The sequence below is a fragment of the Morganella sp. TYF_1 genome (assembly GCF_043105645.1).
GTDB lineage: Bacteria > Pseudomonadota > Gammaproteobacteria > Enterobacterales > Enterobacteriaceae > Morganella > Morganella morganii_B.
The window spans coordinates 688352-711522 of record NZ_JBICLU010000026.1; the positions used below are offsets into that span (position 1 = coordinate 688352).

General features: G+C 50.6%; 25 protein-coding genes and 1 tRNA gene. 13 read left to right on the plus strand and 13 right to left on the minus strand.

The window, feature by feature from the left end; all coding sequences use genetic code 11:
- The first annotated feature begins 314 nt into the window (after positions 1-314).
- On the plus strand, positions 315-869 hold the full coding sequence (mepS, locus tag ACF8OF_RS16585) for a bifunctional murein DD-endopeptidase/murein LD-carboxypeptidase (RefSeq protein ID WP_262859775.1): 555 nt from the start codon (positions 315-317) through the stop codon (positions 867-869).
- 114 nt (positions 870-983) lie between these two features.
- Here mepS and ACF8OF_RS16590 read toward each other — a convergent pair whose 3' ends face one another.
- The 3 genes from ACF8OF_RS16590 to rsuA all read right to left on the minus strand — a co-directional run bounded on the left by ACF8OF_RS16590 (position 984) and on the right by rsuA (position 3758).
- The gene (locus tag ACF8OF_RS16590; RefSeq protein ID WP_262859774.1) at positions 984-1328 is read right to left on the minus strand and encodes a hypothetical protein; all 345 of its coding nucleotides are present in this window, start codon (positions 1326-1328) and stop codon (positions 984-986) included.
- Between the two features lie 512 nt (positions 1329-1840).
- Positions 1841-3025, minus strand: a complete 1185-nt coding sequence (locus tag ACF8OF_RS16595; protein WP_262859773.1) for a Bcr/CflA family multidrug efflux MFS transporter — start codon at positions 3023-3025, stop codon at positions 1841-1843.
- Positions 3026-3062: 37 nt separating this feature from the next.
- Entirely contained in the window at positions 3063-3758 is a 696-nt protein-coding gene (gene rsuA / locus ACF8OF_RS16600; protein WP_392497162.1) for a 16S rRNA pseudouridine(516) synthase RsuA, read from the minus strand.
- Positions 3759-3989: 231 nt separating this feature from the next.
- Between rsuA and ACF8OF_RS16605 the strand changes: the two genes are divergently transcribed.
- Both ACF8OF_RS16605 and rplY read left to right on the plus strand, forming a co-directional pair.
- Positions 3990-5750 carry a DEAD/DEAH box helicase gene (locus ACF8OF_RS16605; RefSeq protein ID WP_392497163.1) on the plus strand — a complete coding sequence of 587 codons (1761 nt, stop codon included), beginning with the start codon at positions 3990-3992 and terminating at the stop codon, positions 5748-5750.
- Positions 5751-5922: 172 nt separating this feature from the next.
- A complete protein-coding gene (gene rplY, locus ACF8OF_RS16610) occupies positions 5923-6204 on the plus strand; it encodes a 50S ribosomal protein L25 (RefSeq protein WP_004238022.1) in 282 nt (93 codons plus the stop codon).
- A 78-nt stretch (positions 6205-6282) separates the two neighbouring features.
- On the opposite strand, the gene yejK is transcribed toward rplY, so the two are convergent.
- Complete coding sequence (gene yejK / locus ACF8OF_RS16615; RefSeq protein WP_025152633.1) at positions 6283-7287, minus strand: nucleoid-associated protein YejK; 1005 nt, start codon at positions 7285-7287, stop codon at positions 6283-6285.
- Between the two features lie 232 nt (positions 7288-7519).
- On the opposite strand from yejK, the gene ACF8OF_RS16620 reads away from it, so the two are divergent.
- The 3 genes from ACF8OF_RS16620 (at position 7520) to ACF8OF_RS16630 (ending at position 9697) form a co-directional block, all read left to right on the plus strand.
- Entirely contained in the window at positions 7520-7747 is a 228-nt protein-coding gene (locus ACF8OF_RS16620) for a YejL family protein (protein WP_004238019.1), read from the plus strand.
- A gap of 27 nt (positions 7748-7774) precedes the next feature.
- Positions 7775-9544, plus strand: a complete 1770-nt coding sequence (gene yejM, locus ACF8OF_RS16625) for an LPS biosynthesis-modulating metalloenzyme YejM (RefSeq protein WP_392497164.1) — start codon at positions 7775-7777, stop codon at positions 9542-9544.
- Between the two features lie 76 nt (positions 9545-9620).
- Positions 9621-9697, plus strand: a tRNA-Pro gene (locus ACF8OF_RS16630).
- Positions 9698-9760: 63 nt separating this feature from the next.
- Here the strand turns inward: ACF8OF_RS16630 and ACF8OF_RS16635 are convergent.
- The 3 genes from ACF8OF_RS16635 to ACF8OF_RS16645 all read right to left on the minus strand — a co-directional run bounded on the left by ACF8OF_RS16635 (position 9761) and on the right by ACF8OF_RS16645 (position 11962).
- Positions 9761-10255, minus strand: a complete 495-nt coding sequence (locus ACF8OF_RS16635; RefSeq protein ID WP_392497363.1) for a cold-shock protein — start codon at positions 10253-10255, stop codon at positions 9761-9763.
- A gap of 509 nt (positions 10256-10764) precedes the next feature.
- Complete coding sequence (locus ACF8OF_RS16640; protein ID WP_262859766.1) at positions 10765-11196, minus strand: hypothetical protein; 432 nt, start codon at positions 11194-11196, stop codon at positions 10765-10767.
- Between the two features lie 13 nt (positions 11197-11209).
- Positions 11210-11962 carry a TSUP family transporter gene (locus ACF8OF_RS16645; RefSeq protein WP_029990909.1) on the minus strand — a complete coding sequence of 251 codons (753 nt, stop codon included), beginning with the start codon at positions 11960-11962 and terminating at the stop codon, positions 11210-11212.
- Between the two features lie 125 nt (positions 11963-12087).
- On the opposite strand from ACF8OF_RS16645, the gene ACF8OF_RS16650 reads away from it, so the two are divergent.
- Together ACF8OF_RS16650 and ACF8OF_RS16655 are read left to right on the plus strand one after the other, a co-directional pair.
- Positions 12088-12765 carry a DUF1345 domain-containing protein gene (locus ACF8OF_RS16650; RefSeq protein WP_025152939.1) on the plus strand — a complete coding sequence of 226 codons (678 nt, stop codon included), beginning with the start codon at positions 12088-12090 and terminating at the stop codon, positions 12763-12765.
- Positions 12766-12777: 12 nt separating this feature from the next.
- Positions 12778-13329 (plus strand): DedA family protein, encoded by a 552-nt coding sequence (locus ACF8OF_RS16655; RefSeq protein ID WP_262859764.1) that lies wholly within the window; start codon positions 12778-12780, stop codon positions 13327-13329.
- A gap of 28 nt (positions 13330-13357) precedes the next feature.
- Here the strand turns inward: ACF8OF_RS16655 and ACF8OF_RS16660 are convergent, their stop codons facing one another.
- The 3 genes from ACF8OF_RS16660 to ACF8OF_RS16670 all read right to left on the minus strand — a co-directional run bounded on the left by ACF8OF_RS16660 (position 13358) and on the right by ACF8OF_RS16670 (position 15540).
- Positions 13358-14092 carry a class I SAM-dependent methyltransferase gene (locus tag ACF8OF_RS16660; RefSeq protein ID WP_392497165.1) on the minus strand — a complete coding sequence of 245 codons (735 nt, stop codon included), beginning with the start codon at positions 14090-14092 and terminating at the stop codon, positions 13358-13360.
- Between the two features lie 127 nt (positions 14093-14219).
- Positions 14220-14432: an RNA chaperone/antiterminator CspA gene (gene cspA / locus ACF8OF_RS16665; protein ID WP_004240684.1), complete on the minus strand. Its 213-nt coding sequence runs from the start codon at positions 14430-14432 to the stop codon at positions 14220-14222.
- A 253-nt stretch (positions 14433-14685) separates the two neighbouring features.
- On the minus strand, positions 14686-15540 hold the full coding sequence (locus ACF8OF_RS16670; protein ID WP_392497166.1) for a nickel/cobalt efflux protein RcnA: 855 nt from the start codon (positions 15538-15540) through the stop codon (positions 14686-14688).
- A 141-nt stretch (positions 15541-15681) separates the two neighbouring features.
- Here ACF8OF_RS16670 and rcnR point away from each other — a divergent pair, with 141 nt between their 5' ends.
- On the plus strand, positions 15682-15954 hold the full coding sequence (rcnR, locus tag ACF8OF_RS16675) for a Ni(II)/Co(II)-binding transcriptional repressor RcnR (protein WP_004238006.1): 273 nt from the start codon (positions 15682-15684) through the stop codon (positions 15952-15954).
- Between the two features lie 57 nt (positions 15955-16011).
- On the opposite strand, the gene ACF8OF_RS16680 is transcribed toward rcnR, so the two are convergent.
- The gene (locus ACF8OF_RS16680) at positions 16012-16668 is read right to left on the minus strand and encodes a hypothetical protein (RefSeq protein ID WP_392497167.1); all 657 of its coding nucleotides are present in this window, start codon (positions 16666-16668) and stop codon (positions 16012-16014) included.
- A 362-nt stretch (positions 16669-17030) separates the two neighbouring features.
- Here ACF8OF_RS16680 and ydeE point away from each other — a divergent pair, with 362 nt between their 5' ends.
- The 4 genes from ydeE to ACF8OF_RS16700 all read left to right on the plus strand — a co-directional run bounded on the left by ydeE (position 17031) and on the right by ACF8OF_RS16700 (position 21773).
- A complete protein-coding gene (ydeE, locus tag ACF8OF_RS16685; RefSeq protein ID WP_279800573.1) occupies positions 17031-18212 on the plus strand; it encodes an efflux MFS transporter YdeE in 1182 nt (393 codons plus the stop codon).
- A 174-nt stretch (positions 18213-18386) separates the two neighbouring features.
- Entirely contained in the window at positions 18387-19424 is a 1038-nt protein-coding gene (locus ACF8OF_RS16690; RefSeq protein WP_392497168.1) for a methyltransferase, read from the plus strand.
- An 82-nt stretch (positions 19425-19506) separates the two neighbouring features.
- Complete coding sequence (locus ACF8OF_RS16695) at positions 19507-20853, plus strand: B12-binding domain-containing radical SAM protein (RefSeq protein ID WP_392497169.1); 1347 nt, start codon at positions 19507-19509, stop codon at positions 20851-20853.
- Positions 20853-21773 carry a fatty acid desaturase family protein gene (locus ACF8OF_RS16700; protein ID WP_392497170.1) on the plus strand — a complete coding sequence of 307 codons (921 nt, stop codon included), beginning with the start codon at positions 20853-20855 and terminating at the stop codon, positions 21771-21773. The genes ACF8OF_RS16695 and ACF8OF_RS16700 overlap by 1 nt, the downstream gene beginning before the upstream one ends.
- 168 nt (positions 21774-21941) lie before the next feature.
- Here ACF8OF_RS16700 and ACF8OF_RS16705 read toward each other — a convergent pair whose 3' ends face one another.
- Positions 21942-22559, minus strand: a complete 618-nt coding sequence (locus tag ACF8OF_RS16705; RefSeq protein ID WP_349467693.1) for a nuclear transport factor 2 family protein — start codon at positions 22557-22559, stop codon at positions 21942-21944.
- 2 nt (positions 22560-22561) lie between these two features.
- Entirely contained in the window at positions 22562-23170 is a 609-nt protein-coding gene (locus tag ACF8OF_RS16710) for a phosphatase PAP2 family protein (RefSeq protein WP_279800565.1), read from the minus strand.
- Between the last annotated feature and the right edge of the window lies 1 nt (position 23171).

The following is a 23171-nucleotide window of genomic DNA, read 5'->3' on the forward strand; positions in this document are numbered from 1 at the left end:
TCACATTCTGATGGTTTTGCCGGTGTATTTAAGGTTTTGTAAATAACCGGCTTTTTCCCTCGCCATTTCCTACACCTTTATGTAGTATCAATCCGTCCGATTATTAGGAATTGATTAATTTCACCGATAATAAGGCCTTTACGGGTGGCGGATTAACCTTTCCTCAGTAATTGTTCATGGATATTAAACGTGTTGTTCCGCACGTTTTCAGAATAAACATATTGTGCATATACGCAGATTTAATTAGTGTTGATATGTTTTGTTTTTTTTAAAGTGACGCTTGTCACATAAGGACTGCAAGGGAAAACTCACACATGGTCACATCTCAACCTATTCTGAGATATATCACCCGGATTGTTCCGGCATTGATTATCGCGGCGACATTGTCAGCATGCAGCACATCTCCAAATTCAGCCCGTCAAGTTCAATCTGAAACCCGTACAAACGGTTTTATCTTGCAAGCGTCTCAGGATGAATTCGAACAGTTAGTCAATAATGCCGATGTAAAATCCAGACTGATGTCTCAGTATGCCAGCTGGAAAGGCGTTGCTTACCGTCTCGGCGGCACTACCCGTACGGGTATTGATTGCTCCGCGTTTGTCCGTCAGACTTTCCTCGACCAGTTCGGTATGGAACTGCCGCGTTCAACCGCAGAACAGCAGACTGTCGGCACCAGCGTAAAACGCGCTAAATTACAGGCCGGCGACCTGGTGTTATTTAAAACCGGAAAACGTCAGCGCCATGTCGGTATCTATGTCGGTAATGACAAATTTGTCCACGCATCCACATCAAACGGTGTTATCGTCTCAAACATGACGGATAAATACTGGAACAACCGTTATTACGACGGACGCCGTTTAATTAAATAATACATTCACTCCCTTGCAGTGTATTATTTAAAAAGAAAAAGCTTCCCTTTCAGGAAGCTTTTTTTATCTCTGAATTTTCTCAGCGCCCGTTATGCAAACCGGTTAAGCAGCACATCAGAACGGGTAACGGGCAGAAATATTCTCTGCAATGGCCGCCCCGGCCATTTTCAGGGCACACAGTGCGGTACTTTCATCATCACTGTGTAAAAACAGGCACGGCTCCCCTTCCCAGGTCAGGATCAGGCTGTCAATCTGCAACCCTTCCAGGTGCGACCGGATGGCGCACAATGCATCATATGTTGAGTGGTGGCCGTGACTCAGTAATTTCAAACCGGTCAGGCTGTCTTCCCTGCTCTGCAACGATTCCGGTAACGCCTCTAACCGGCGGCCGTTATCATGACCGGCAAGCCGGTAATGCTGTGGCAGGCGGGAAACTACTGAAAGCGCATTACTATTCACACTATTATCCTGTCATACTGTGCCGGTGAATCATCTGAAATAAAATTTCCGACCCAATCCCTCGGAATTAACGAACATTCTGTGTTCACGGATGATAAAACACCGGTGATTTACTCCCGATCCGGTAATAAAACACAATGTGTTTTTTCGCCGGATGTTAACATCATCAATCCAATTGCCTCTATTTGTATACTGTTTTGTTAAGATTCTCAACTGGTTTATTTTATATCATATAGCTGAAATTGACTGAATAAGGATATAATTCCGTATTGCAACAACTGACTTACCCTTAAATACGATGAAATATCAGCTGATTATACAATTAAGAGGAACACATACAGTATTATGCATTACTTTCTGTCATGAAATAAAATTTACATCAATGTAACTTTTCATGATTCAGATCAACCAGACGATGACGGGATCGTTATCCGGGGTAATCATTCGACTATTACTGATATTGCCGAAATGACCGGCCCGGAAACATCCGGACCGGCAGCAGAGAATGGAAATCAGGCGAAACGCCGTGCGTACAGCACCAGTGAGGCAGCAACCAGAATACAAAGCGCCATTGCACCAATCATCGGCCAGACGGTTGTCATATTAAACGAAGCCACCACCGCACCGACACCGGCACCGATACCAAACCGCAGCACCCCGGCCAGTGATGATGCCGTTCCGGCCATATGCGGATAATCATCCAGAATCACCGCCATGGCATTCGATGTGATCATAGCGATATTTCCCACATAGCAGGCCACACCTATCATCACCGCCACAAAGCCGAGATCGGCGGATGCCGCCAGTACCAGCCAGCATCCCGCCAGCAATTGCACCACCAGCCCGGTGCGCAGCATATTCAGTGCCCCGAAGCGGCGGACATAACGGCTGTTAATGGTGGTCATAATAAAGAGAAAAACAATATTCAGCGCGAAGCAGTAACCGAATTCCAGCTCCGTCAGCCCGTAAAGCTGAATGTAAACAAATGACCCGGCGGATAAAAACGAGAACATCCCGGCAAAGGAAAAACCGGATGCCACCATATAACACAGCACCCGCTTCTGACGGAAGAGTGTGACAAACTGACCAAGCATGATCCGCAGCCGGAACGGCTGACGCCGCGCTTTCGGCAGGGTTTCGCGGATAAAGAACAGCACCAGCAGCGCGGCGATCAGCGCGGCAATCATGATAGTCCAGAAAATCGCATGCCAGCTGAACCACAACATCATCATGCCGCCCATGATCGGTGCCAGCAGCGGTGCCACGGTCATCACCAGCACCACAAACGACATACTGCGGGAAAATTCATCTTTGGTGAACATATCGCGCATCAGGGCGTTGATCACCACACTTGCCGCTGCCGCTGCAAAGCCGTGCAGCCCGCGCATCCCGATAAAGGTACCGATATCCTGCGACATTGCACACCCGGCGGAAGCCAGCGCGAAAATCAGCGTTCCCCCGAGGATCACCGGCTTGCGGCCGAGCGCATCCGCCATCGGGCCGTACACCAGCTGCCCGGCGGCAAACCCGATCAGGTAGCTGTTGAGTGTCATCTGGACATCACCTTCAGTGACACCAAAGTCACGGGCGATGGTCGGCATGCTTGGCAGATACATATCGATAGCCAGCGGCATCAGCATCGATAACAGCCCCAGGATAAAAATCAGGCCGAAATAGGCCGAACGTTGCACTTGCACGCCTGTTACTCCGTATTGGATTCAGTAAAAAAGGTATTCAGAGAACCGACTGAATTTCCTCATCAGTCAGCGGGCGGTATTCCCCCGGTTCCAGGCTGTCATCCAGCACAATGCCGCCGATACGCTCGCGGTGCAGCGCATCCACATGGTTACCGGCAGCGGCAAACATACGTTTGACCTGATGATAGCGCCCTTCGGAAATCGTCAGCCGCACATCCTGCGCGGTGATAATCTCAAGTGTTGCCGGTTTGGTCGGGTGCTGTTCACCGTTAAGCATCACACCCTGCTCAAACAGCGCGGCAGTCGTATCCGCCACCGGCTCAGCCAGGGTGACACGGTAGGTTTTCTCGCAATGATGTTTCGGTGAGGTGATACGGTGCGACCACTGCCCGTCATCAGTCATCAGCACAAGCCCGGTGGTATCAATATCCAGCCGTCCGGCGGCATGCAGTTTATGGGCAACCGGTTCATCGATAAAATAAAGAATCGTCGGGTTTACCGGGTCATCCGTTGAGCAGACATAGCCCTGCGGTTTATTCAGCATAAAATAGCGCGGCCCGGTCACATGTGTCATCACATTACCGTCATAAGCCACTTCGTTCTCCGCGCTGACCTTCAGTGCGCCGTTTTTCACGACATCACCATCCACAGTCACCCTCCCCGCACGCAGCTCTCTCGCCACAAGGTTCCGGCTGATGCCCATCTGATGGGCAAGAAATTTATCTAATCGCATGAATGTCTCTTAAACCTGACGCGCCCGCAGCATCCTGCCGGCTGATAAGCAGATAAAATGAAAGAATTTGGTTCGATAATAACCACGGTAATCATTATAACAACAAACTATCAACATCACAGCGCCTTTCTGACGGCGCTTCCGCTGTTTATCCGCCGTCATGCAGTCAATTGTCGCGCCTAAAGTGTGATATGCTGACACCCTGATTTTGTCTGTTCCGCCGGAGTTTCTGTGACGTTTACCCTGCGACCTTATCAGCAGGAGGCTGTTGATGCCACCCTGCTCTATTTCCGCAAACATACCTCGCCTGCGGTGATTGTTCTGCCCACCGGTGCGGGAAAAAGCCTGGTGATCGCCGAACTGGCGCGACTGGCACACGGTCGCGTACTGGTGCTGGCACATGTCAAAGAGCTGGTGGAGCAGAATCACAGTAAATATCAGGCTTACGGCCTGGAAGCCGGTATCTATTCAGCCGGATTATCACAAAAAGAGTCCTCGCAAAAAGTCATTTTCGGTAGTGTGCAGTCTGTCGCCCGTAATACCGCCGATTTTGACGGCAAATTTTCCCTGCTGATTATTGATGAGTGCCACCGGATCAGCCTCAGCGAAGACAGTCAGTATCAGCAGGTGATACAGCATCTGCAGAAAAATAACCCGGCCCTGCGCATTCTCGGCCTGACCGCCACACCGTACCGGCTGGGCAGCGGCTGGATCTATCAGTATCACTATCATGGCATGATCCGCGGCGATCATGAATGCTTCTTCCGCGATTGTATCTATGAACTGCCGCTGCGTTATATGGTCAGCCATCAGTATCTGGTGCCGCCGCAGCGGCTGGATATGCCGGTGCTGCAATATGATTTTTCACAGGTGCCGGTCAGCGCCGCCGGGATGTTTGACTCGCAGGTACTGGCACGGGAAGTGAAAAAACAAAAGCGGATCACGCCGCGTATTGTCCGCCAGATCATTGAGTATGCCGCGCCCCGTCAGGGTTGCATGATATTTGCCGCCACCGTGGAGCACGCGGCGGAAATTGTGTCACTGCTGCCACCGGGTGAAGCGGCGCTGGTCAGTGCGGATACCCCGTCTGCGGAGCGGGAAACGATTATCCGCAATTTCAAAGCGCGGGAGCTGCATTATCTGGTCAACGTTTCCGTGCTCACCACTGGGTTTGATGCCCCGCATGTGGATGTGATAGCCATTCTGCGCCCGACAGAGTCTGTCAGCCTCTACCAGCAAATTGCAGGGCGCGGCCTGCGTCTGTCTCCCGGGAAAACGGAGTGTCTGATCCTCGATTACGCCGGAAACCCGCATGACCTCTATATGCCGGAAGTCGGCAATCATAAACCGAACAGCAAAAGCCAGCTGGTACAGGTGTTCTGCCCGTTATGCGGTTTTGCCAACCTGTTCTGGGGATTATGTACCGACGACGGACATATCATCGAACACTACGGCCGCCGCTGTCAGGGAATTATTGATGCGGATGATGAATCCGCCCGTCATCAGTGTGATTTCCGTTTCCGTTTTAAACTCTGCCCGTCCTGTAACGGGGAAAATGATATTGCCGCCCGGCGCTGCAGCCACTGTGATGAAGTCCTCAGTGACCCGGATGATATGCTGAAAGCCGCGCTGCGCCTGAAAGATGCGCTGGTGCTGCGCTGTGGTGGTATGGCGCTTTCTGCCGGGCAGGATAATCGCGGTGAATGGCTGACTATCAATTATTACGATGAAGACGGCACCACCGTCAGTGAGCGTTTCCGCCTGACCACCCCGGCACAGCGTTTTGTCTTTGAAAAACAGTTTCTGGCACAACATTTGCGTGCCCCCGGCGTGCCGTTTCAGTGGCAGGATGCGGAATCGGTTATCCGTCAGCAGGTGCTGCTGCGTTACCCGGATTTTGTTGTCTCACGCAAAAAAGAGAACTACTGGCAAATCCGCGAAAAAATCTTTGATTATCAGGGCCGATTCCGCAAATCCGACAGTCTGGCCTGACCCGGCGTGCTGCTTTTTGGGTTTTATGCCGGGTTTCGTTTGCCGTTTGTCCGCATTTTCGGTAAAATGCACGCCGCTTCATCACGGGTAACCCTGCTGAAGCCAAATACCGACTTTGCTGCTGGGTCGCCTGTAGCAAAGATTTTTTTTACTCTTGTTAAAGAGAAAAGCTATGTTAACTATCAATGCTGAATTACGTAAAGAGCAGGGTAAGGGTGCGAGCCGCCGCCTGCGCCGCGCAAACAAGTTCCCTGCTATCGTTTATGGTGGCAACCAGGAACCTGTTTCCATCGAACTGGACCACGACGTCCTGATCAACCAGGAAGCTAAACCAGAATTTTACGAAGTTCTGAACCTGGTTATCGATGGTAAAGAAACCAAAGTGAAAGTACAGGCTGTACAGCGTCATCCGTTCAAGCCAAAACTGACACACATCGATTTCCTGCGCGCTTAATTACGCCACCTATCGAGCTTTAATCGGGACGCCGAGTAAATAACGCCGCTTTTGCGGCGTTATTTATTTCTGCTCTCACTATCCTTTATTACCACGGCGCTGTAACTGATCCCGCAGGTTCGGCGGTGTCCCTTTAATCGTCAGGGTATCCGTGGCCGCATCCCAGAAAATCCGCTCACCCAGTAACATCGCATCAAAATTAATGGTCAGCCCGCCGCCGCTGCCGGCAAATTTTGTCAGCTGACGCAATGTGCTGCGATCGGCCGGGAAAGAATCCTCCAGCCCGTACTCTTTTTCCTGAGTAAACTGCGCAAAGCTCTGCTCACCCAGCGGCGGCAGTTCCGCAGACAGCTCTGTCAGCTGAATCTCTTCACCGCTCTGTAACTGCTCCGTGCAGTAATCAAATACCTGTTTGCGGTAAGACTGACGCTCCTGTTTGTCCGCCTGTGCTTCCTCACAGTAATCATCCAGCGCCTGTAGCAGGCCTTTGTTCTGGATTTTGGCATTAAAGCCTTCTGCGGCACCGAGGAAATCCATAAAGAAATCGGACACTTTGCGCCCGACCCGGCCTTTGAGGAACGTCAGGTAACGGCTGGATTCCGGATTGGTTTCCCATTCGGTCAGGTCAATACGGGCGATAATATCCGCATGCGGAATATCCAGATAATGGGTGCTGTTAAGTTCCAGGCTCTCATTGACCAGCATGCTCTGGCAGTTGTCGAGTACCGCGACCAGCAGATATTCCACCGCCAGATAACGGTAATGGGCAAACAACACCACACCGCCCTGGGCAAACGGGTATTTTGCCAGTTCATCCTTCAGGCGGACGGTTGCCGCACGGGTAAAGGCGTGAAATTCTTCCTCGCCCTGCCGCTGCAGGCGCAGTGCGGCAGACAGCTCACTCTCTTCATTAAACACACCGTACGCTTTGCTTTTCGCACTGTAGACCCGGTGCAGTTCAGCCATCATTTCCTCAACAATGGCGGTCTTTTCCAGTGGTGTGTCCCGCAGCACCACTTCCAGTGTCTGTTCATCGCGTTTAATCAGCTGATGTAACGCAATCTGAATGATATCCAGACTCATCTTTTACTCCTTCGGCCTCGTTTGCGCGTATTCAAACACCGTTGCAATCTGTGCGCAAGTCACAATGACAGGAGAATGTGACAAGACAGGATAATCCGCGGCGTGCATACTGAAAATGACGTATTCCCTGCGTAACCGGATCCATAATTGAAATAATTTTCCGCAAAAAGCAGAAATACGAACGCTCATCAGTTATGATATAGAGCTTTGTACAATCAGGATATCTACGTTTATGCCGCAATCATCCCGCTACAGTGATGAACACGTTGAAAAATTACTGGCTGAGCTGGTCAGTGTACTGGAAAAAAACCGGACACCGACTGACCTGTCTCTTATGGTGTTAGGAAATATGGTGACCAATCTCATCAATACCAGTGTTGCGCCGTCACAACGCGCTCATATTGCTGAATCCTTCGCCCGTGCCCTGCAATCTTCCGTCAGTGAAGATAAAGCGCACTGACCGCATACCGGCTGACGACGAAATTCTATGGTAACGTATCGTCCGAAATACGGTGACAAAGTCTCTCAGATGATAAGCTGGGGGCACTGGTTCACCCTGTTTAATATTCTGCTGAGTCTCGCGCTCAGCAGCCGTTACCTGTTTATTTCTGACTGGCCGGATACACTGATTGGCCGTATTTACGCCATCACCAGCTGGCTGGGACATTTCAGTTTCCTGGCGTTTGCTCTCTATCTGCTGATCGTGTTCCCGCTCACCTTTGTGGTGATGTCGCAACGGCTGCTGCGCTTTTTATCGGCCGCCCTGGGTACAGCGGGGCTGACACTGCTGCTGTTTGATATCGGCATCTATGAACAGTTCCGCCTGCATTTAAACCCGGTGGTGTGGGATCTGGTCGTGAACCCGGAACAAGGGGAAATGGCGCGGCGCTGGCAGTTTGTCTTTATTGCGATCCCGGTTATTTTCCTGGTCGAGATGCTGTTCGGCACCTGGAGCTGGCAAAAACTGCGCAGCCTGAACCGGCAAAAATTCGGTAAACCCATTGCGGTGGTATTTATCACCGCCTTTATTACCTCTCATATTATGTATATCTGGGCGGATGCCAATTTCTACCGTCCGGTCACCATGCAGCGCTATAATCTGCCGGTATCTTACCCGATGACCGCCCGCAAATTCCTGGAGCGCCACGGCCTGCTCGACAGCACCAGTTATGAGCAGCAACTGCTTCTGCACGGCGACCCGACCGCCCAGGGCGTTGAATACCCGATCAATAAACTGACTTATGCAGACAATGGCAGCGGCTATAATTTACTGCTTATCACCCTCACCTCGCTGAGCCGGGAAGATATTGATAAGACCATGCCGAACCTGAACCGGTTTGCACAGGAAAGTACACAATTCACACAGCACTACAGCAGTGAAATCAATCCGGAACGGGCACAGTTCGGGCTCTATTACGGTATCTCCGGCACTTATTATGACGGCATCCTCAACGGACGTGTTCCGTCTGCCCTGATGACCGCACTGAGTGCTCAGAATTATCAGACCGGATTCTTCTCAACGGAAAACTTTGCCTCCCCGCTCTTCCGCTATGCCCTGCTGGCGGATTACAGCCTGCCGCCGCTGCGTGACGGGCAGGACAACCGCGGGACAGCCACTGCCTCTGCGGATGTGGCAGAACACTGGTCACTCTGGCTGAAACAGACCCGTAAAGATCAGCCGTGGTTTGCGCTGATTAACCTCAGCACCCCGTTACCGGATGGTCATTCCGCCCCGGATATGACGAATATTGATAACACGCTGGGCACACTGATTCAGGATATCCGTGTACGCGGCGAGTGGGATAAAACCGTTATTGTCATCACCGCCGGTACCGGTGACAGCATGGCAAAACTGCAGGACAACTGGGTCACTGATGGCAAATTCAACCGTGACCAGCTGCGTGTTCCGCTGATTATTCACTGGCCGGATACCCCGGCGCAGACTATCAGCAAACTGACCGCACATCCGGATATCATGGCAACCCTGATGCAGCGCCTGCTGCACGTCAGCAATCCGCCGGGGGAATACACTCAGGGTGATGATTTGTTCAGCGCCACACGGCGTAAACCACGGATATTTACCGGCGATAACAGCAATCTGGTGATTATCAAACCAGACTCTGCCTCACTGCTGACAACACAGGGTAAATATCAGCGCTTTGATGAGAATAACGAAAAGATCCGCAATGCCAAACCGGATATGGCTGAATTACTTCAGGTGCTGACTGAACAAAAACGCTTTATCGACACTCACTGATCCCCGGACAAAAAAAACGCAACCGGCACAGTGCTGTCTTGCTTTAATCAAAGAAAACAGTAGTATAGGTAGTATTCGGCATGTAGCGCAGCCTGGTAGCGCACCGTCATGGGGTGTCGGGGGTCGCAGGTTCAAATCCTGTCATGCCGACCAGCTTTTTTATAAGAAAACCAACCTGTTAGGGTTGGTTTTTTTGTGCCTGTAATTCGCAAGCCATCACACCTTAAGCATTTTCACCGTTTCATCAATATCGATTTCATCTTCAGAGAAGATCAGAGTACTTCCGTGCTGTGTGGTAATCGCGAGTTTTCTGAGTGTACGCATTTCGGCCGGGCCGGTGGATTTTGGTTTGATGTTGTTCATCAGCACACCGACAGACAGCACCACATTGTCTTTATCAATCCCGGTATTCGCTTCTTCTTCGCTGTAGACCACGAACGATTTGATGGCCGTCAGTTTAATACGTTCACCGGCGATGAAAATGTATTTACTTTCCGGCACCACTTTTACCGCGTAGGCTGACAGCCCTTTGTTATTGGTACCGGGTTCAAAGGTCACGGCGGCATTTTTCTTAATCAGGTCAGGATTGGCGACCTTAACCACGTGAAAATAACGGTTATCCCCGTTCTCATCTTTGATAAACCCAAAGCCTTTATCTTCAAACCATGTTGTGATTGTTCCGTTCATCGCCGTTACCACCTGCTTAATCATCTGTTGCTGAGTCATTACAGCGCGCAGTATAAAGCACAATGCCTGTGCAGACCATGCCTTTGGATTAAGGCGTTATCGTGCAACACTCCGGGCATCAGTGGATAAAAGAACAGATTATGGCAATATGTTCCGGTAATCACGATTATATCACCCGCTGACGGAGATCATTTTGCTGAGATATTCCCTGCTTTTGCTTTTAATAACGATGTCTGCCGCACAGGCAAAAATTGATATTACGGCTATCGGACAGTGTAAATACAGCGGGCAGTTAACCCCTGAAGATATCGCCGGGCAGCCCGGCAACGGTGAAATTCATCTTATTTACCGGACAGACACCACGGGAAGAGCCTATCCGGTAAAAATAACGAAAAATACCTGTGATGAAAGATGTAATACCCGGGATGCTGTGCGTATTTTGCGGAAAGTAAGATGCCCGCCGGCTCCTCCCCGTTATAACCGCAGAATGATTATTAAATTCTACAGTGATACAGAAAAGCACAATGACAAATTTACACTCCGCAATCTGATGGTTTGATATTTATCTGCATCACCCGGGTGCCGTCCGAAAAATAGTTATGCTGCAGCCCGGCAGGAAATGCCAGCTGCCATAACCGCATGATCGCCGAGTCCTGACAATATTTTGCTGTCAGGATGCCCTGCATTTTATTTATCGCCTGTTCTTCTCTGAACAATTCCGGCGGCAGACCGCTAACCTGATAATTCAGGATAATCACGTTATTCTCCCGGGTGACCTCAGTCAGAAGGGTGAAAGGGTCAAACCGGATCGGCAGTAACTGACTCTCATTTTTAATGATCATCGCCTGAAGTGCGTCGTATTCTTCCGGTGATTTTGTCCCTGCGGCTGTATCTGTCTGCGCGGCACAGAAAAAAGAAAGAGAAAAAAATAGCATCCCTGCTTTGAAAATAGCTTTATTCAACATTGTCCTGTCCCTGTTAAAAGTACATATCAAATAACATTTTGGTGCTGATCCCGGCAGAGACCAGAATAATCATCGGTTTTATTACTTTCAGCCCGGAACTCAGTACAACACCGGCGCCCAGCCGCGCACCTATTGCCTGTCCGGCAAACATCAGTAATCCCAGCGACCACATCATTTTACCGCCCGCGATAAAAAAGATAACCGACGAGGTATTGGAAGCCAGGTTCAGAAAATTAGAATGAATCTGCGCTTTATCGATCCGGTATCCTAACAGCAGCATATAGCTGATGGTATAAAATGTCCCGGCGCCGGCACCCAAAAATCCGTCATAGAATCCGACACCGCCGCCGCAGATAAATGAAAACAGAAAAAAGGAAACACGCTGTTTTTCTTTGGATTTAGTGATGTCAGGCGCAAAAATAAAGTACAGGGTGACACCGATAATTAATCCCGGCAGTAATTTTTTCAGAAAAGTCGGATCAATAAACTGCACAAAAATTGTGCCGGATGCGGCACCGAAAAATGTCGCAATAAAGACCCATTTATTATTTTTTAAATCAATCCGCCCCTGACGCAAAAAATAAATACCGGATGTTAATGAACTGCCCAGTGCCTGCATCTTATTTGTTGCCAGTGCGTTAGCAGGCGGTAACCCGGAAATCAGCAGCGCGGTAATCGACAGAAAACCACCGCCGCCTGATACCACGTTGATAAATCCGGCGGCCACGGCGACAAAAAACATGACAATAAGAAATGTTATGCTCATGGAAAGACACTTTAAATGACAGAGGTAATCAGTATATAAAAAGTACATATCCGAAAAAGTGATACCGCCCCTGCTGCCGGATATTTGGTATAATAAAATGTCATTTTTCTGAACAGGATACTGGTATGTTGCGCTATGGTATTCGCATTACGCATATTTTCCGGCACGCTTTTCACTCGCGTCCGCGTTTTATTATCTCCCTGCTGGTCGCGTTTGTGACTTTTTTTGCCCTGTTGCCCGGACAGAGTACACTGATGTGTCTGATCCTCAGCTGGAATGCCTTCTCCTGGGTCTATTTGCTGTGTCTTTTTGAGCGAATCATTAATAAGAAAGTAAAAGATATCCGTAAGCTGACTAAAATTGAGGATGAAAGCGCCCGCATGGTGATGTTTTTCCTGCTGGCCGGGTGTTGTGTCAGTTTGCTGGTACTCTTCTTTGCCCTCGGCGGGCATGGTAATCTGACCGGTAATGATAAAGCTTTCCAGTATATTCTGACCGCATCCACATTAGTGTCCTCCTGGCTGTTATTACCGGCCGGATTTACCATGCACTATGCGCACCTTTATTACACCAACCCGCAACAGGAAAAACCATGGCTGTTATTTCCTGACAGACCGGCGGAACCCGGTTACTCTGATTTTATGTATTTTTCATTTACGATTGCCGTCGCCTCGCAGACTGCCGATGTGGAAATTGCGTCCTCCCCGATGCGCCGCGCCGTATTAATGCAATCCGTCGTCTCTTTTATTTTTAATATGGCGATACTGGGATTATGCATTAATATTTCTGCCGGTTTATTTTAAACGGAGTGGCTGATGGAAGCATTACTGACACACTGGATTGCAGAATACGGCTATTGGGCAACCTTTTTCGGTACGATGATCGAAGGGGAAACTGCCGCATTTCTATCCGGCATTGCCGCACACCATCAGTTATTATCCTATCCGAAAGTGATGCTGGTGGCCGCCCTCGGCGGAATTATCAGTGACAATATTCTGTTTTTTACCGGTTATTTTGCCGGAAACCGGATCCTGCCCCGAATTCATAAACATGCGGATAAAATAGCCCGCCTGCAGCAGATTATTCACCGCCGCGAAAGCCTGATTATTATCGGAATACGTTTCGCTTACGGATTAAGAACTATCGGCCCCGTTATTATCGGCGCCGCCGGTATTAATCCGCTGAAATTTTTTATACTGAATATTCTCGGCGGGGCCATATGGGGAAGTATTATTGTATCTGCGGGGTATTTTGTCAGCGCGGCAATCCTTGCCCTGCCGCTGCATACTTATCTTGCCTGGTTCCTTATCCTCGCGGCGGTTGCCGGTCTGTTTGTGCTGATAAGAAAGCATAAATTAACGCTGTAAACTGCGGAGCAAACCCGCCCGTCAGCCATTATTCCGGCTTGCGGGCGCTGAGCAGAAAGATCATCGGTCGTTCTTTTTCTTCATCCAGCGCCGGATTGGCGGCAATCTGTGCCGCTGACGGCCCCCATTCATCGATGGCGGTGATGTCAAAACCGGCTGTGGTCAGCGCATTTATCCAGGTGGATAATTTCCGGTGCTGCTTTTCCACACCATCGGTAAACCAGTTGCTGATCCTGACGCCTTCCTGCTGATATTGATTGACCGGCCAGGCTTTATTACCCGCACTGTCCGTACACCAGTTCTGAATAACAGGTGCAGTGTAGATCGGGTGTTCTGCGGAAAAAACCAGACTGCCGCCCGCGACCAGCGCCTGATACAGTGTGGCAAAGAGAGCCGGAATATCACGTATATAGTGCAGTGCCAGCGAGCTGTAAATCACATCGCTTTGTGCTGCCGGTAACTGCAGTGTCTCAAGATCGGCGCGCAGCCAGGTAATATCCGGATCCGTGGTCATCGATGCGGCTTTCGCCAGCATTTTCTCTGACAGATCAAAAGCGGTCACCCGGGCAGCACCCTGCTCTTTTGCCCAGCGGCAGAACCAGCCATACCCGCAACCCAGGTCGATCACTGATTTTCCGGCCAGAGGCGGCAGCAATACCTGCATGGCGGCCCACTCCGGCGCGCCGTCCAGCCCTTCTGCTGAGCGGGGCAGTGTGGCATAACCGGCAAAAAAATCCGGATTATCATAAATATTCTGAGACATAACTTACTCCTTAAATAATGAGCAAATTATAGTCATAATTTACCGGTTTCCGCCACGATTCTGTTTTACAGGCATAAAAAAACCTCACCGGAGTGAGGTTTTTAAAATCTGTTACTGGCAGCGGTGATTACAGAGCAACCACGTTAGCTGCAGCCGGGCCTTTCATACCATTTTCGATGGTGAAAGAAACCTGCTGGCCTTCTGCCAGAGATTTGAAGCTGTCGCTCTGGATTGCAGAAAAGTGAACGAACACGTCTTTGCTGCCGTCAGCCGGAGTGATAAAGCCAAAACCTTTATCATCGTTAAACCATTTTACAGTACCGGTAATTGTTGCGGACATATGAATTTCCTTTAAATTGATTTTGTTGCCATAAGGCATATAAGCGGTTTGATTACGTTTTTACTTATGGGAACTATCAGAAGGAATTCGCTATGAAGTGGTATCTTGGATAACGCTTGACGGAGAACAACTTAAAATCGGACTGACATAAATAGGTCTGTACTTCCAAACCAATGCCGCTATTAAGCCATATATTTTGTTATCCGGCAAGCTCTTTTTGATTTACCTCAAACGACCACACCTGCAGCTGATATCAGTTTGCCAGTCCCATATAGCCGTGGATCCCCATGTAAAGCCCGACCAGCCCTATCAGTGCCGCCGAAAAATACGGTGCTTTTTTGGCGATATCGCCGAGCCCCTGCCAGCGGCGGCTGACCTGACGCAGCCCCGCTGCCGTCACCACACCAACAGTAACCAGTGTCAGTGCCAGTCCGATACTGAAACTGAGCACCATGGTTGCCCCCAGGGTAAAGGCTTTCAGTTGCAGACAAATCAGCAGAACAGTAATCGCCGCCGGACACGGAATTAATCCGCCGGTCAGGCCAAACAGCAAAACCTGGCTGTTGGTGGCTTTACCGCCGGTAAACCGGGTTTTGATTTCATGGGCATGCGCTCTGGCATGTGCATCCTGATATTCGTCATCATGGTGGTTATGATGGTCATGGTGATGCTCTGCATGATGGTGATGAGGGTCGTGGTCATGATCATGGCTGTGATGATGATCACCGTGTGTATGGCGTTCCTGCTGCATTTCTGTCAGCCAGTTTTTTTCGCCGCGATATGTCCGCATAAACATCCAGAATGCGGTTGTCAGAATAATCACCGCCGACACCATTTGTAACCATGGCTCCACAGCCTCCGGCGTAAACCGAGCACTGATGTACATCCCGCCGAGGGCAATCAGCCAGACAATCAGGGTATGCGATAACGTTGCTGCCAGTCCCAGCATCACCGCCTGTCTGACCGTCCCTTTCACTGCAATAATAAAGGCTGCCATCATGGTTTTTGAGTGGCCCGGCTCCAGACCGTGCAGTGCCCCCAGTGCTATCGCCCCCGGGATAAAGAGCCAGGCGTTTCCCTGCTGCAATAACGAGGAAAAATCAGTCATGGTGTGTGGTTCCTGTTTTCAGAATGAAGAAAGCATGACCTCAGTATACTCCCCCCCAGTATAATTACACTACCTCTTTGTATCACGAAGATGCTACTATTTTGCCGTCACTTTCTTTTCACCTTATTTCACGGGGTTGCCATGTCACATACCATCAGGGACAGACAGAAACTTCAGAACCGCGCCAGTAAAATTCAGGGGCAGGTCAACTCACTGAAAAAAATGCTTGATGAACCGCATGAGTGCTCCGCTGTGCTGCAACAAATTGCCGCTATCCGGGGGGCGGTAAACGGACTGATGCGGGAAGTGATTAAAGGCCATCTGATTGAACATGTGGTTCATGAGGAAGATGAGGAAAAACGTCAGGGTGATCTGGATATTGTCCTGAAGGTGCTGGATTCCTATATTAAATAATCTGAAAAAATAAGGGTGATGCTTTATTTGCATCACCGCAGATAACTTACGCTAAAATTAATAGTTAAATTCTTTTATTATTTTCCTGTCGCCATCAACAATAACACTCAGCATTATATCCTGATACTGCCCGTTATGACTGTATTTTCTTATTTTCAGCAAACAGGTTAATAAATCTCCTCCGCAGACCGCCGGGGTTAATTTAACCCGCCGGCCCTTTTTAACTGCCCTGTCCAGAATATAAGCCGGCACATAACGATGACGCTCTGCCATGGCACGGATCGCCAGTGGCGAATATCTGATTCTTTTTGTATTGTGCTGAATAATTTTGCTTTTCAGTGCCTGTATAACCGGCATATCCCGTAATGTACTGCCGCTGCTGACAGACCGGATTGTACCATAACGCATCAGCAACGATATTCGTCCGTCCGGTTCAGCCACTATACCGCTGACCAGCAGTAAATCCAGTGGTTCAGATAATGCTGATTCCGGCGCAAGTGTGCATATACCCTGAGAATACCCATTAATATCATATATATGGTAGATATCACCCATACCATACAGGTAACCGATGCACAATCCGGCAGAGCCATCAATCACTGGCTTCACACCTTCCGGCATGACGAATCCGGCCTGTATGGCAAAAAATTCGCCCTCATTGAGAGGGGACTTAAAGCTGCAGTATTGCCCGGATATTTCATCAGAATTATTCATTGACATACCCTTATAAAAATAACAACGCCTGATATTAATGCTATAAAAACCGGCTTTTTATTTTTGTTTTAAATAAATGCAGAGATAACCGTTGTCGGCTGCCAATGACAATGTTAGCTATGTTGTCTGACAATATAAAAACACGGCTGTTACAGAGATCAAATAATAACTGACAACAAACTGTCGTATTATTAATTAGGATTAATCCTTTCCGCTGTATAATTTCCTGTGACAGGGTTTCAGTCAGGTGAAGGAAACCGACGTTCACGCCGTACTGCCGTGATCGGAAGGCGCTGTACAGCGCATGATTTGCATGATATTGATCACGTGAATATTAAAATAAAAATACTGAGAATGTCACCATGCAAGCCGCCACCCGCTCCACCATTGCACTGCTCGCTTCCTCATTCTTAATTACTATCGGACGGGGTGCCACCATCCCGTTTATGGCGATTTATCTCAGCCGTCAGTATGATATGGCGGTGGATCAGGTCGGGATGGCACTGACCGTCGCACTGACAACCGGTGTGCTGTTCAGTCTCGGCTTCGGCATTATTGCTGATAAATTTGATAAAAAACGCTATATGCTGATGGCAATTGTGGTTTATATCGCCGGGTTCATTGCCATTCCGCTGACTCACCATATCGCGCTGGTTGTTGTCTTCTTTTCACTGATTAACTGCGCCTACTCGGTCTTTGCTACGGTACTGAAAGCCTATTTTGCTGATACGCTGCCACCGGCGCGCAAAACCAAAGTCTTTTCCCTGAACTACACCTTCGTCAATATGGGCTGGACCGTCGGGCCTCCGATCGGTACCGGGCTGCTGATGTACAGTGCGGATCTGCCATTCTGGCTGGCGGCCTGTACTGCCTCATTCCCGATATTCTTTATTCAGCGTTTTGTCCGCAGCGTGCCGCCTTCCGCTTCCGGCAGCAACAGTACCGCCTGGCGGCCTTCTGTCATGCTGCATGATAAAGCTCTGCTCTGGTTTACATTATCCGCTTTTCTCGGATCACTGGTGTTCGGTTCGTTTTCCGCCTGTATTTCCCAGTATGTCCTGACGGTGGCAGATACCACACTGGCGGAAAAGGTGATTGGCGTGGTACTGCCGGTTAATGCCGCCGTGGTGGTTTCACTGCAATATATGGTCGGCCGCCGGATCAGTACCGATAATCTGCAAAAGCTGATGACACTCGGCACACTCTTTTTTATGGCCGGGCTGGCCGGATTTATGATGTCAGGCAGTAACCTTGTGTTCTGGGGAATTGCCGCATTTGTCTTTACTCTCGGTGAACTGATTTATGCACCGGGTGAATATATGCTGATCGACAACATTGCGCCGGACGGCATGAAATCCAGCTACTTTTCCGCCCAATCCCTCGGCTGGCTCGGTGGTGCCTTTAACCCGCTGCTGACCGGCGGTGTGCTGACCTATTTCCCGCCAAATACCCTGTGGCTGCTGCTGATTGGTGTTTCTGCCTGCGCCTGGTTATGTATGATGCGCGGCCTGAAAATCAGCCGAAACAGGCTTATTCACCACTGAATTCTTGATTCACTTATCATTAATTAATAATACTTCAGATTTCGATACGGTAATTTCCTGATTCCGGGCTACCCTCCTTATATTGTTTAATTTTATTTAACATACGGAGTGCCGTATACCGCAGCAGGCACTCTGACCAGCCCTGTTATTTCATGTCTGAAAGGAGTTACCTCTATGTCTTATACTGAACCGGATTTGATGAGTTCCGCAGAAGAGCAATCCGTCATCCGTATCCTGAACGCCACCCTCGGGCTGGCACTGCCCGGCTGTTTGCGGGTTGCGGCAGAGCTGAATATTGCCGACCATCTGGCTGGCGGCCCGCTCTCTGTCACCACACTGGCAGAGCGTACCGGCTCAGATCCGGATAATCTGCGCCGCATTCTGCGGATGCTGGCACTGAACGGTATTTTCACCGGCACGGATGATGATGGTTACCGGCTCTCTCCGGATGCGGAATTTCTCCGCAGCGACCACCCCTGCTCACAGCGGGATGCGGTTCTGACACTGACAGACAATACTTACTGGTCAACCATCGGCCAGCTGAATGAATCCGTTCGCGGTGAACTGAACTTCAAAAAACGGTTCGGAAAAACCTTCTATGAATATCAGGCCACCAAACCCAATCGTGATGACAGCTATAATTTTCCGTCCGGGATGTCTGCCCTGTCAGAAATGGAAAACTATTTTGTCACCCGCGCTTATGACTTCCCGTCATCGTGCCATATTGCCGATATCGGCGGCGGCGAAGGCTCACTGCTGCTGCGGATTTTGCGCAGTGACCCGACACTGACCGCCACCCTGTTTGACAGCCCGCATGTGGTGTCGGACAAATACCTGTCTCAGCTGGGTGACGATTCCCGCTGGTCGCTCGACGGCGGTGATTTCTTTAAATCCGTGCCGCAGGCGGATATGTATCTGCTGAAAAAAGTTATTTTTAACCAGGATGATACCAACGCCCTCGCCGTACTGAAAAACTGCCGCAACGCCATGAAACCGGACAGCAAACTGCTGATCATCGAATCTGTTGTGCATCCGGAAACCAACCCGGCGGCGCACTACGGCATGGGTATTCTCTGTATGGCGATCCTGCCCGGCGGCGGTGAACGGACGATCCCGGAGTTTGAGGCACTGCTGGCTGAAGCAGGACTGAAAATAAACCGCCTTATTCCGACAGAGTGCTATATCTCTGTACTTGAAGTGGTTGCGGCCTGATCTTTGATCCGGCACAGTGCGTCCCCCGGCGTACTGTGCCATTGTAAAAGGCCTTATGTCATATGCGGAGCAGGAAGCACCGGTGAGAATATTACTGATTTTGCCGTTTGACAGGACTTACCGCTACCGGAAAAGCGCGTTTTCCGTGGCGATCAGTTACGCCCCGCTGACCCTTATCACCCTCGCTGCCCTGGTTCCCCCGCATCTGAATGCAGAGCTGACCCTCTGTGATGAAGGCGTTTCCCCGCCGGTCACCGCCGGCGATTTTGATCTGGTGGTGATCACCGCCACGGCCTCCTCCTCCCCCCGCGCCTATGCGCTGTGCCGTTACTGGCGCGAACGCGGGGCAAGAACCGCAATGGGCGGTGCGCACGTCACCCTGCAGCCTGATGACGCCGCGCAGTATGCTGATACCGTCCTCATTGGTGCCGGTGAATTTATCTGGCCGCAATTTTTGCAGGATATGGCTGACGGGCAGCCACAGCCGCGTTATCAGCACCGCCCTGAGCGCGGCTTTCTGCCGATGCCGGTGCCGCGCCGTGATCTGCTGCCGCCCCGCGCCTATATGAATATTGCCACTATTATTGCTGACCGTGGCTGTCCGCTCGCCTGTGAATTTTGCTCTGTACAGCATCAGTGGGGACGCAAAGGCACGGCACGTCCGGTGGCGGAGGTGATTGACGAGATAAAACAGAGCGGCAGACAGCGCTGGATATTCCTCGACCCTAATCTGTACGCTGACCGGCGATACAGTCTGGAACTGTTCCGGGCACTGATCCCGCTGAAAATCCGCTGGTCGGGACTGGCGACACTCAATGTGACCGATGACGACGAAGTTTTCCGGGCTCTGTGTGACAGCGGCTGTGAAGGGCTGCTTATCGGGCTGGAAAACCTCAGTCAGCAGACCATGACGGCTACCGGCAAAAATTGTAACCAGGTCAGCGAATACCGCCGTCAGATCCGGCGGCTGCGCGATAACCGGATTGCCGCACTCGGCTGTTTTGTGCTCGGGTTTGATGAAGACACCCCGGAGAGCATCCGCGATACGATACGGCAGATCCCCTCTCTCGGGCTGGATCTGGTGCGTTTTTCTGTTCTCACCCCGCTGCCGGGCACACGCCTGTGGCAGCGGATGGCGGAAAACGGCCGCTTAATCACACAGGACCTGAGCCTGTATGACAACGAACATGTGGTTTTTCAGCCGCAAAATATGTCACCGGAAACCCTGCAATCCTTACTGCACGAGGCCTGGCGGGAAACATACCGTCTGACAGCGATTCTGCGCCGGGTATTGCACCGCCCGGGCAGCCGCTTTATCCGCCTGGCGGCCAATCTCGGCTTCCGGTTGTATGCCCGCCGGTTACGCCACGAAAAAACCGGGTTGTTCAACCCGGCAATAGTGACGAATAACACAAGGAAAACAGACTGATGCGTCTTTTACTCAACAGTATTCTGCTGATTTTTTCGATGACTACCGCAGCGGCCTGTTTATGGGGAGTGAGCCATCTCGCCTGGTATTATGCGCTGCCTGCCCTGATGGGTTTTATGCTGATCAACAACATGCCGTTTGCTATTCTGCATGAAGCGGTACACGGCGTGGCCGCACGTTCTGCCACCGGTAACCGCGCCATCGGGATTATTGCCGCATGGGCATTTCCGACTTCCTTTACCCTGCAACACCGCGCACACCTGAATCACCATAAAAATAACCGGACGGATAAAGAGCTGTATGATTATTACCTGCCAAACCAACCGCGCTGGCTGCGTAATATCTGGATGTACGGCGGTAATCTGCTCGGGTTGTACTATTTTTGCGTACTGTTCGGCAATCTTCTCTGGTTTATTGCGCCGGGCGTATACCGTTCACGGGTGTTTGTCACCAAAATCGCCCCGGCGCTGGGCTTCGGGTCACAGGTACCGGAACTGGCAAAACTGCCGCCGCTGACCATCTGGTGTGAACTGCTCGGTGCATTTCTCTGGCAGGCACTGCTGTTTTGGGTGCTGGATTTAAGTGCGGCGGGTTATCTGCTCTGTCTGTGGGCTTTTGCGCTGCACTGGTCGGCTCTGCAATATGCAGATCACGCCTGGAGCCGCCGCGATGTGATGAACGGCGCGTGGAACCTGAAAGTTCTGCCGGTCTCCCGCTGGCTGGCACTGAATTATCACTGCCACCTCGCACACCACCAGCACCCGCAGGCACCGTGGTATGAACTGCCGTCACTGGTGGATGACCAGCCGCGCCCGACCTTCTGGCGTGTTTATTTCACCATGTGGCGCTATGGTGTGCGCCCTGCACCGCAAATGGGAGCGGCGGCGGATCTGGATTTTCTGTTTCCGCCGGAAAAATAAAAGGGACGATGATTTCTGTCAGTCCGTGCAACGTCTGATAACGGGCAAAACGAAAAGTCGCTGTAAATACATCCTTGTACGCTCAGGCGCGTCATCCATGACGCGCATGCTTTTCGTTCACCTGCCCGTTACCCGACGACTCACATAACATTATGATTTATTAAATTATTATTTCTTTCCGGCTTCTGCCACCGGTTTTACCGCACTTCTCCGGCGGAACAGCGCAATACCGGCCAGCAGACCAATCACCAGACCACCCGCCCCGTACATCATGCCCTGTAAAGCATAACGGGTTTCATTCAGCAGCGGGTTATCCGTGAAATCGGTGCCGATATGAATGGTGCGGATTTTCCATGCACCGTCCTCAAGCGCAACCGTTGCTGTCCAGCGGGTCGGAAAATCGTAGGTACGCCCGTCACTGAGCTGATATTTTTCCATCCCTTTACCGTAGGCGATACCCCAGGTTTTATCCGGGGATAACTCTGTCACCACATCGGCGTTAAAACTGATATTCAGTTTTTTCAGGAATTTGTCCGGCCCGAACCAGGATTCAAAATACGGTTTTATTGCTGCTTTGCCGGAGATAAACTCCTGAGTGATGGGTGTGGCACGCAGATTCTCACTCATCACCGGCAGCATTTTGTCATAATCACCGCTGTTGATAGCATTTTCCACGGTGCCGATCACCTGCCGCAGTTCATCGTGGATAGCACCATCCTCTTCACCCGGCTGCGCGTAAACCGAAAAACTGAATATCATTAACGCGCTGATAATTATCCTTTTCATCACTATTTCCTCATCATATATGAAACCGTTACCGCCAACAGCAGGCCGGTGACCACATCCGCCACATGGTGCTGATGAACCAGCAGCACAGACAGCACAATCAGTACCAGCCACAACAGAAACAACAGCGTCAACCCGCGTCCGGTATGGCGGACAATGGCCAGCACCGCTGCACACGACCAGGCCACATGCAGGGACGGCACCAGATTATGCGGGTGATCCAGTGCAAACAGTGTCGTGTACATCGTCTGATACAACGGAGATTCCGGCACCCGGCGGACAAAACCGAGCTGCGCCGGAAACAGAAAAAAGATCACGCCGCCCAGTAATGTCATCACCATAAAGGTAAGTGCCAGCTGCCGGTGCTCCCGGCGCGGCAGAAACAAAACCGGCATCAGAATAATCAGGTAAAACGAGCAGTACACCCAGATAAAGCCGGGCACAAACGGGATATGAAGTTCAGCCGGAAGCCACAGGGCATAGAGGCTTTCGCGCCCGGCAGTATACGCATTCATCAGCGGGTAAACCGTGAAAAACACCACACTGACCGGAATACACCACAACAGATAGCTGATCACCCGGCGGGAAAAGGGATCCTGCTCAGTATTCATT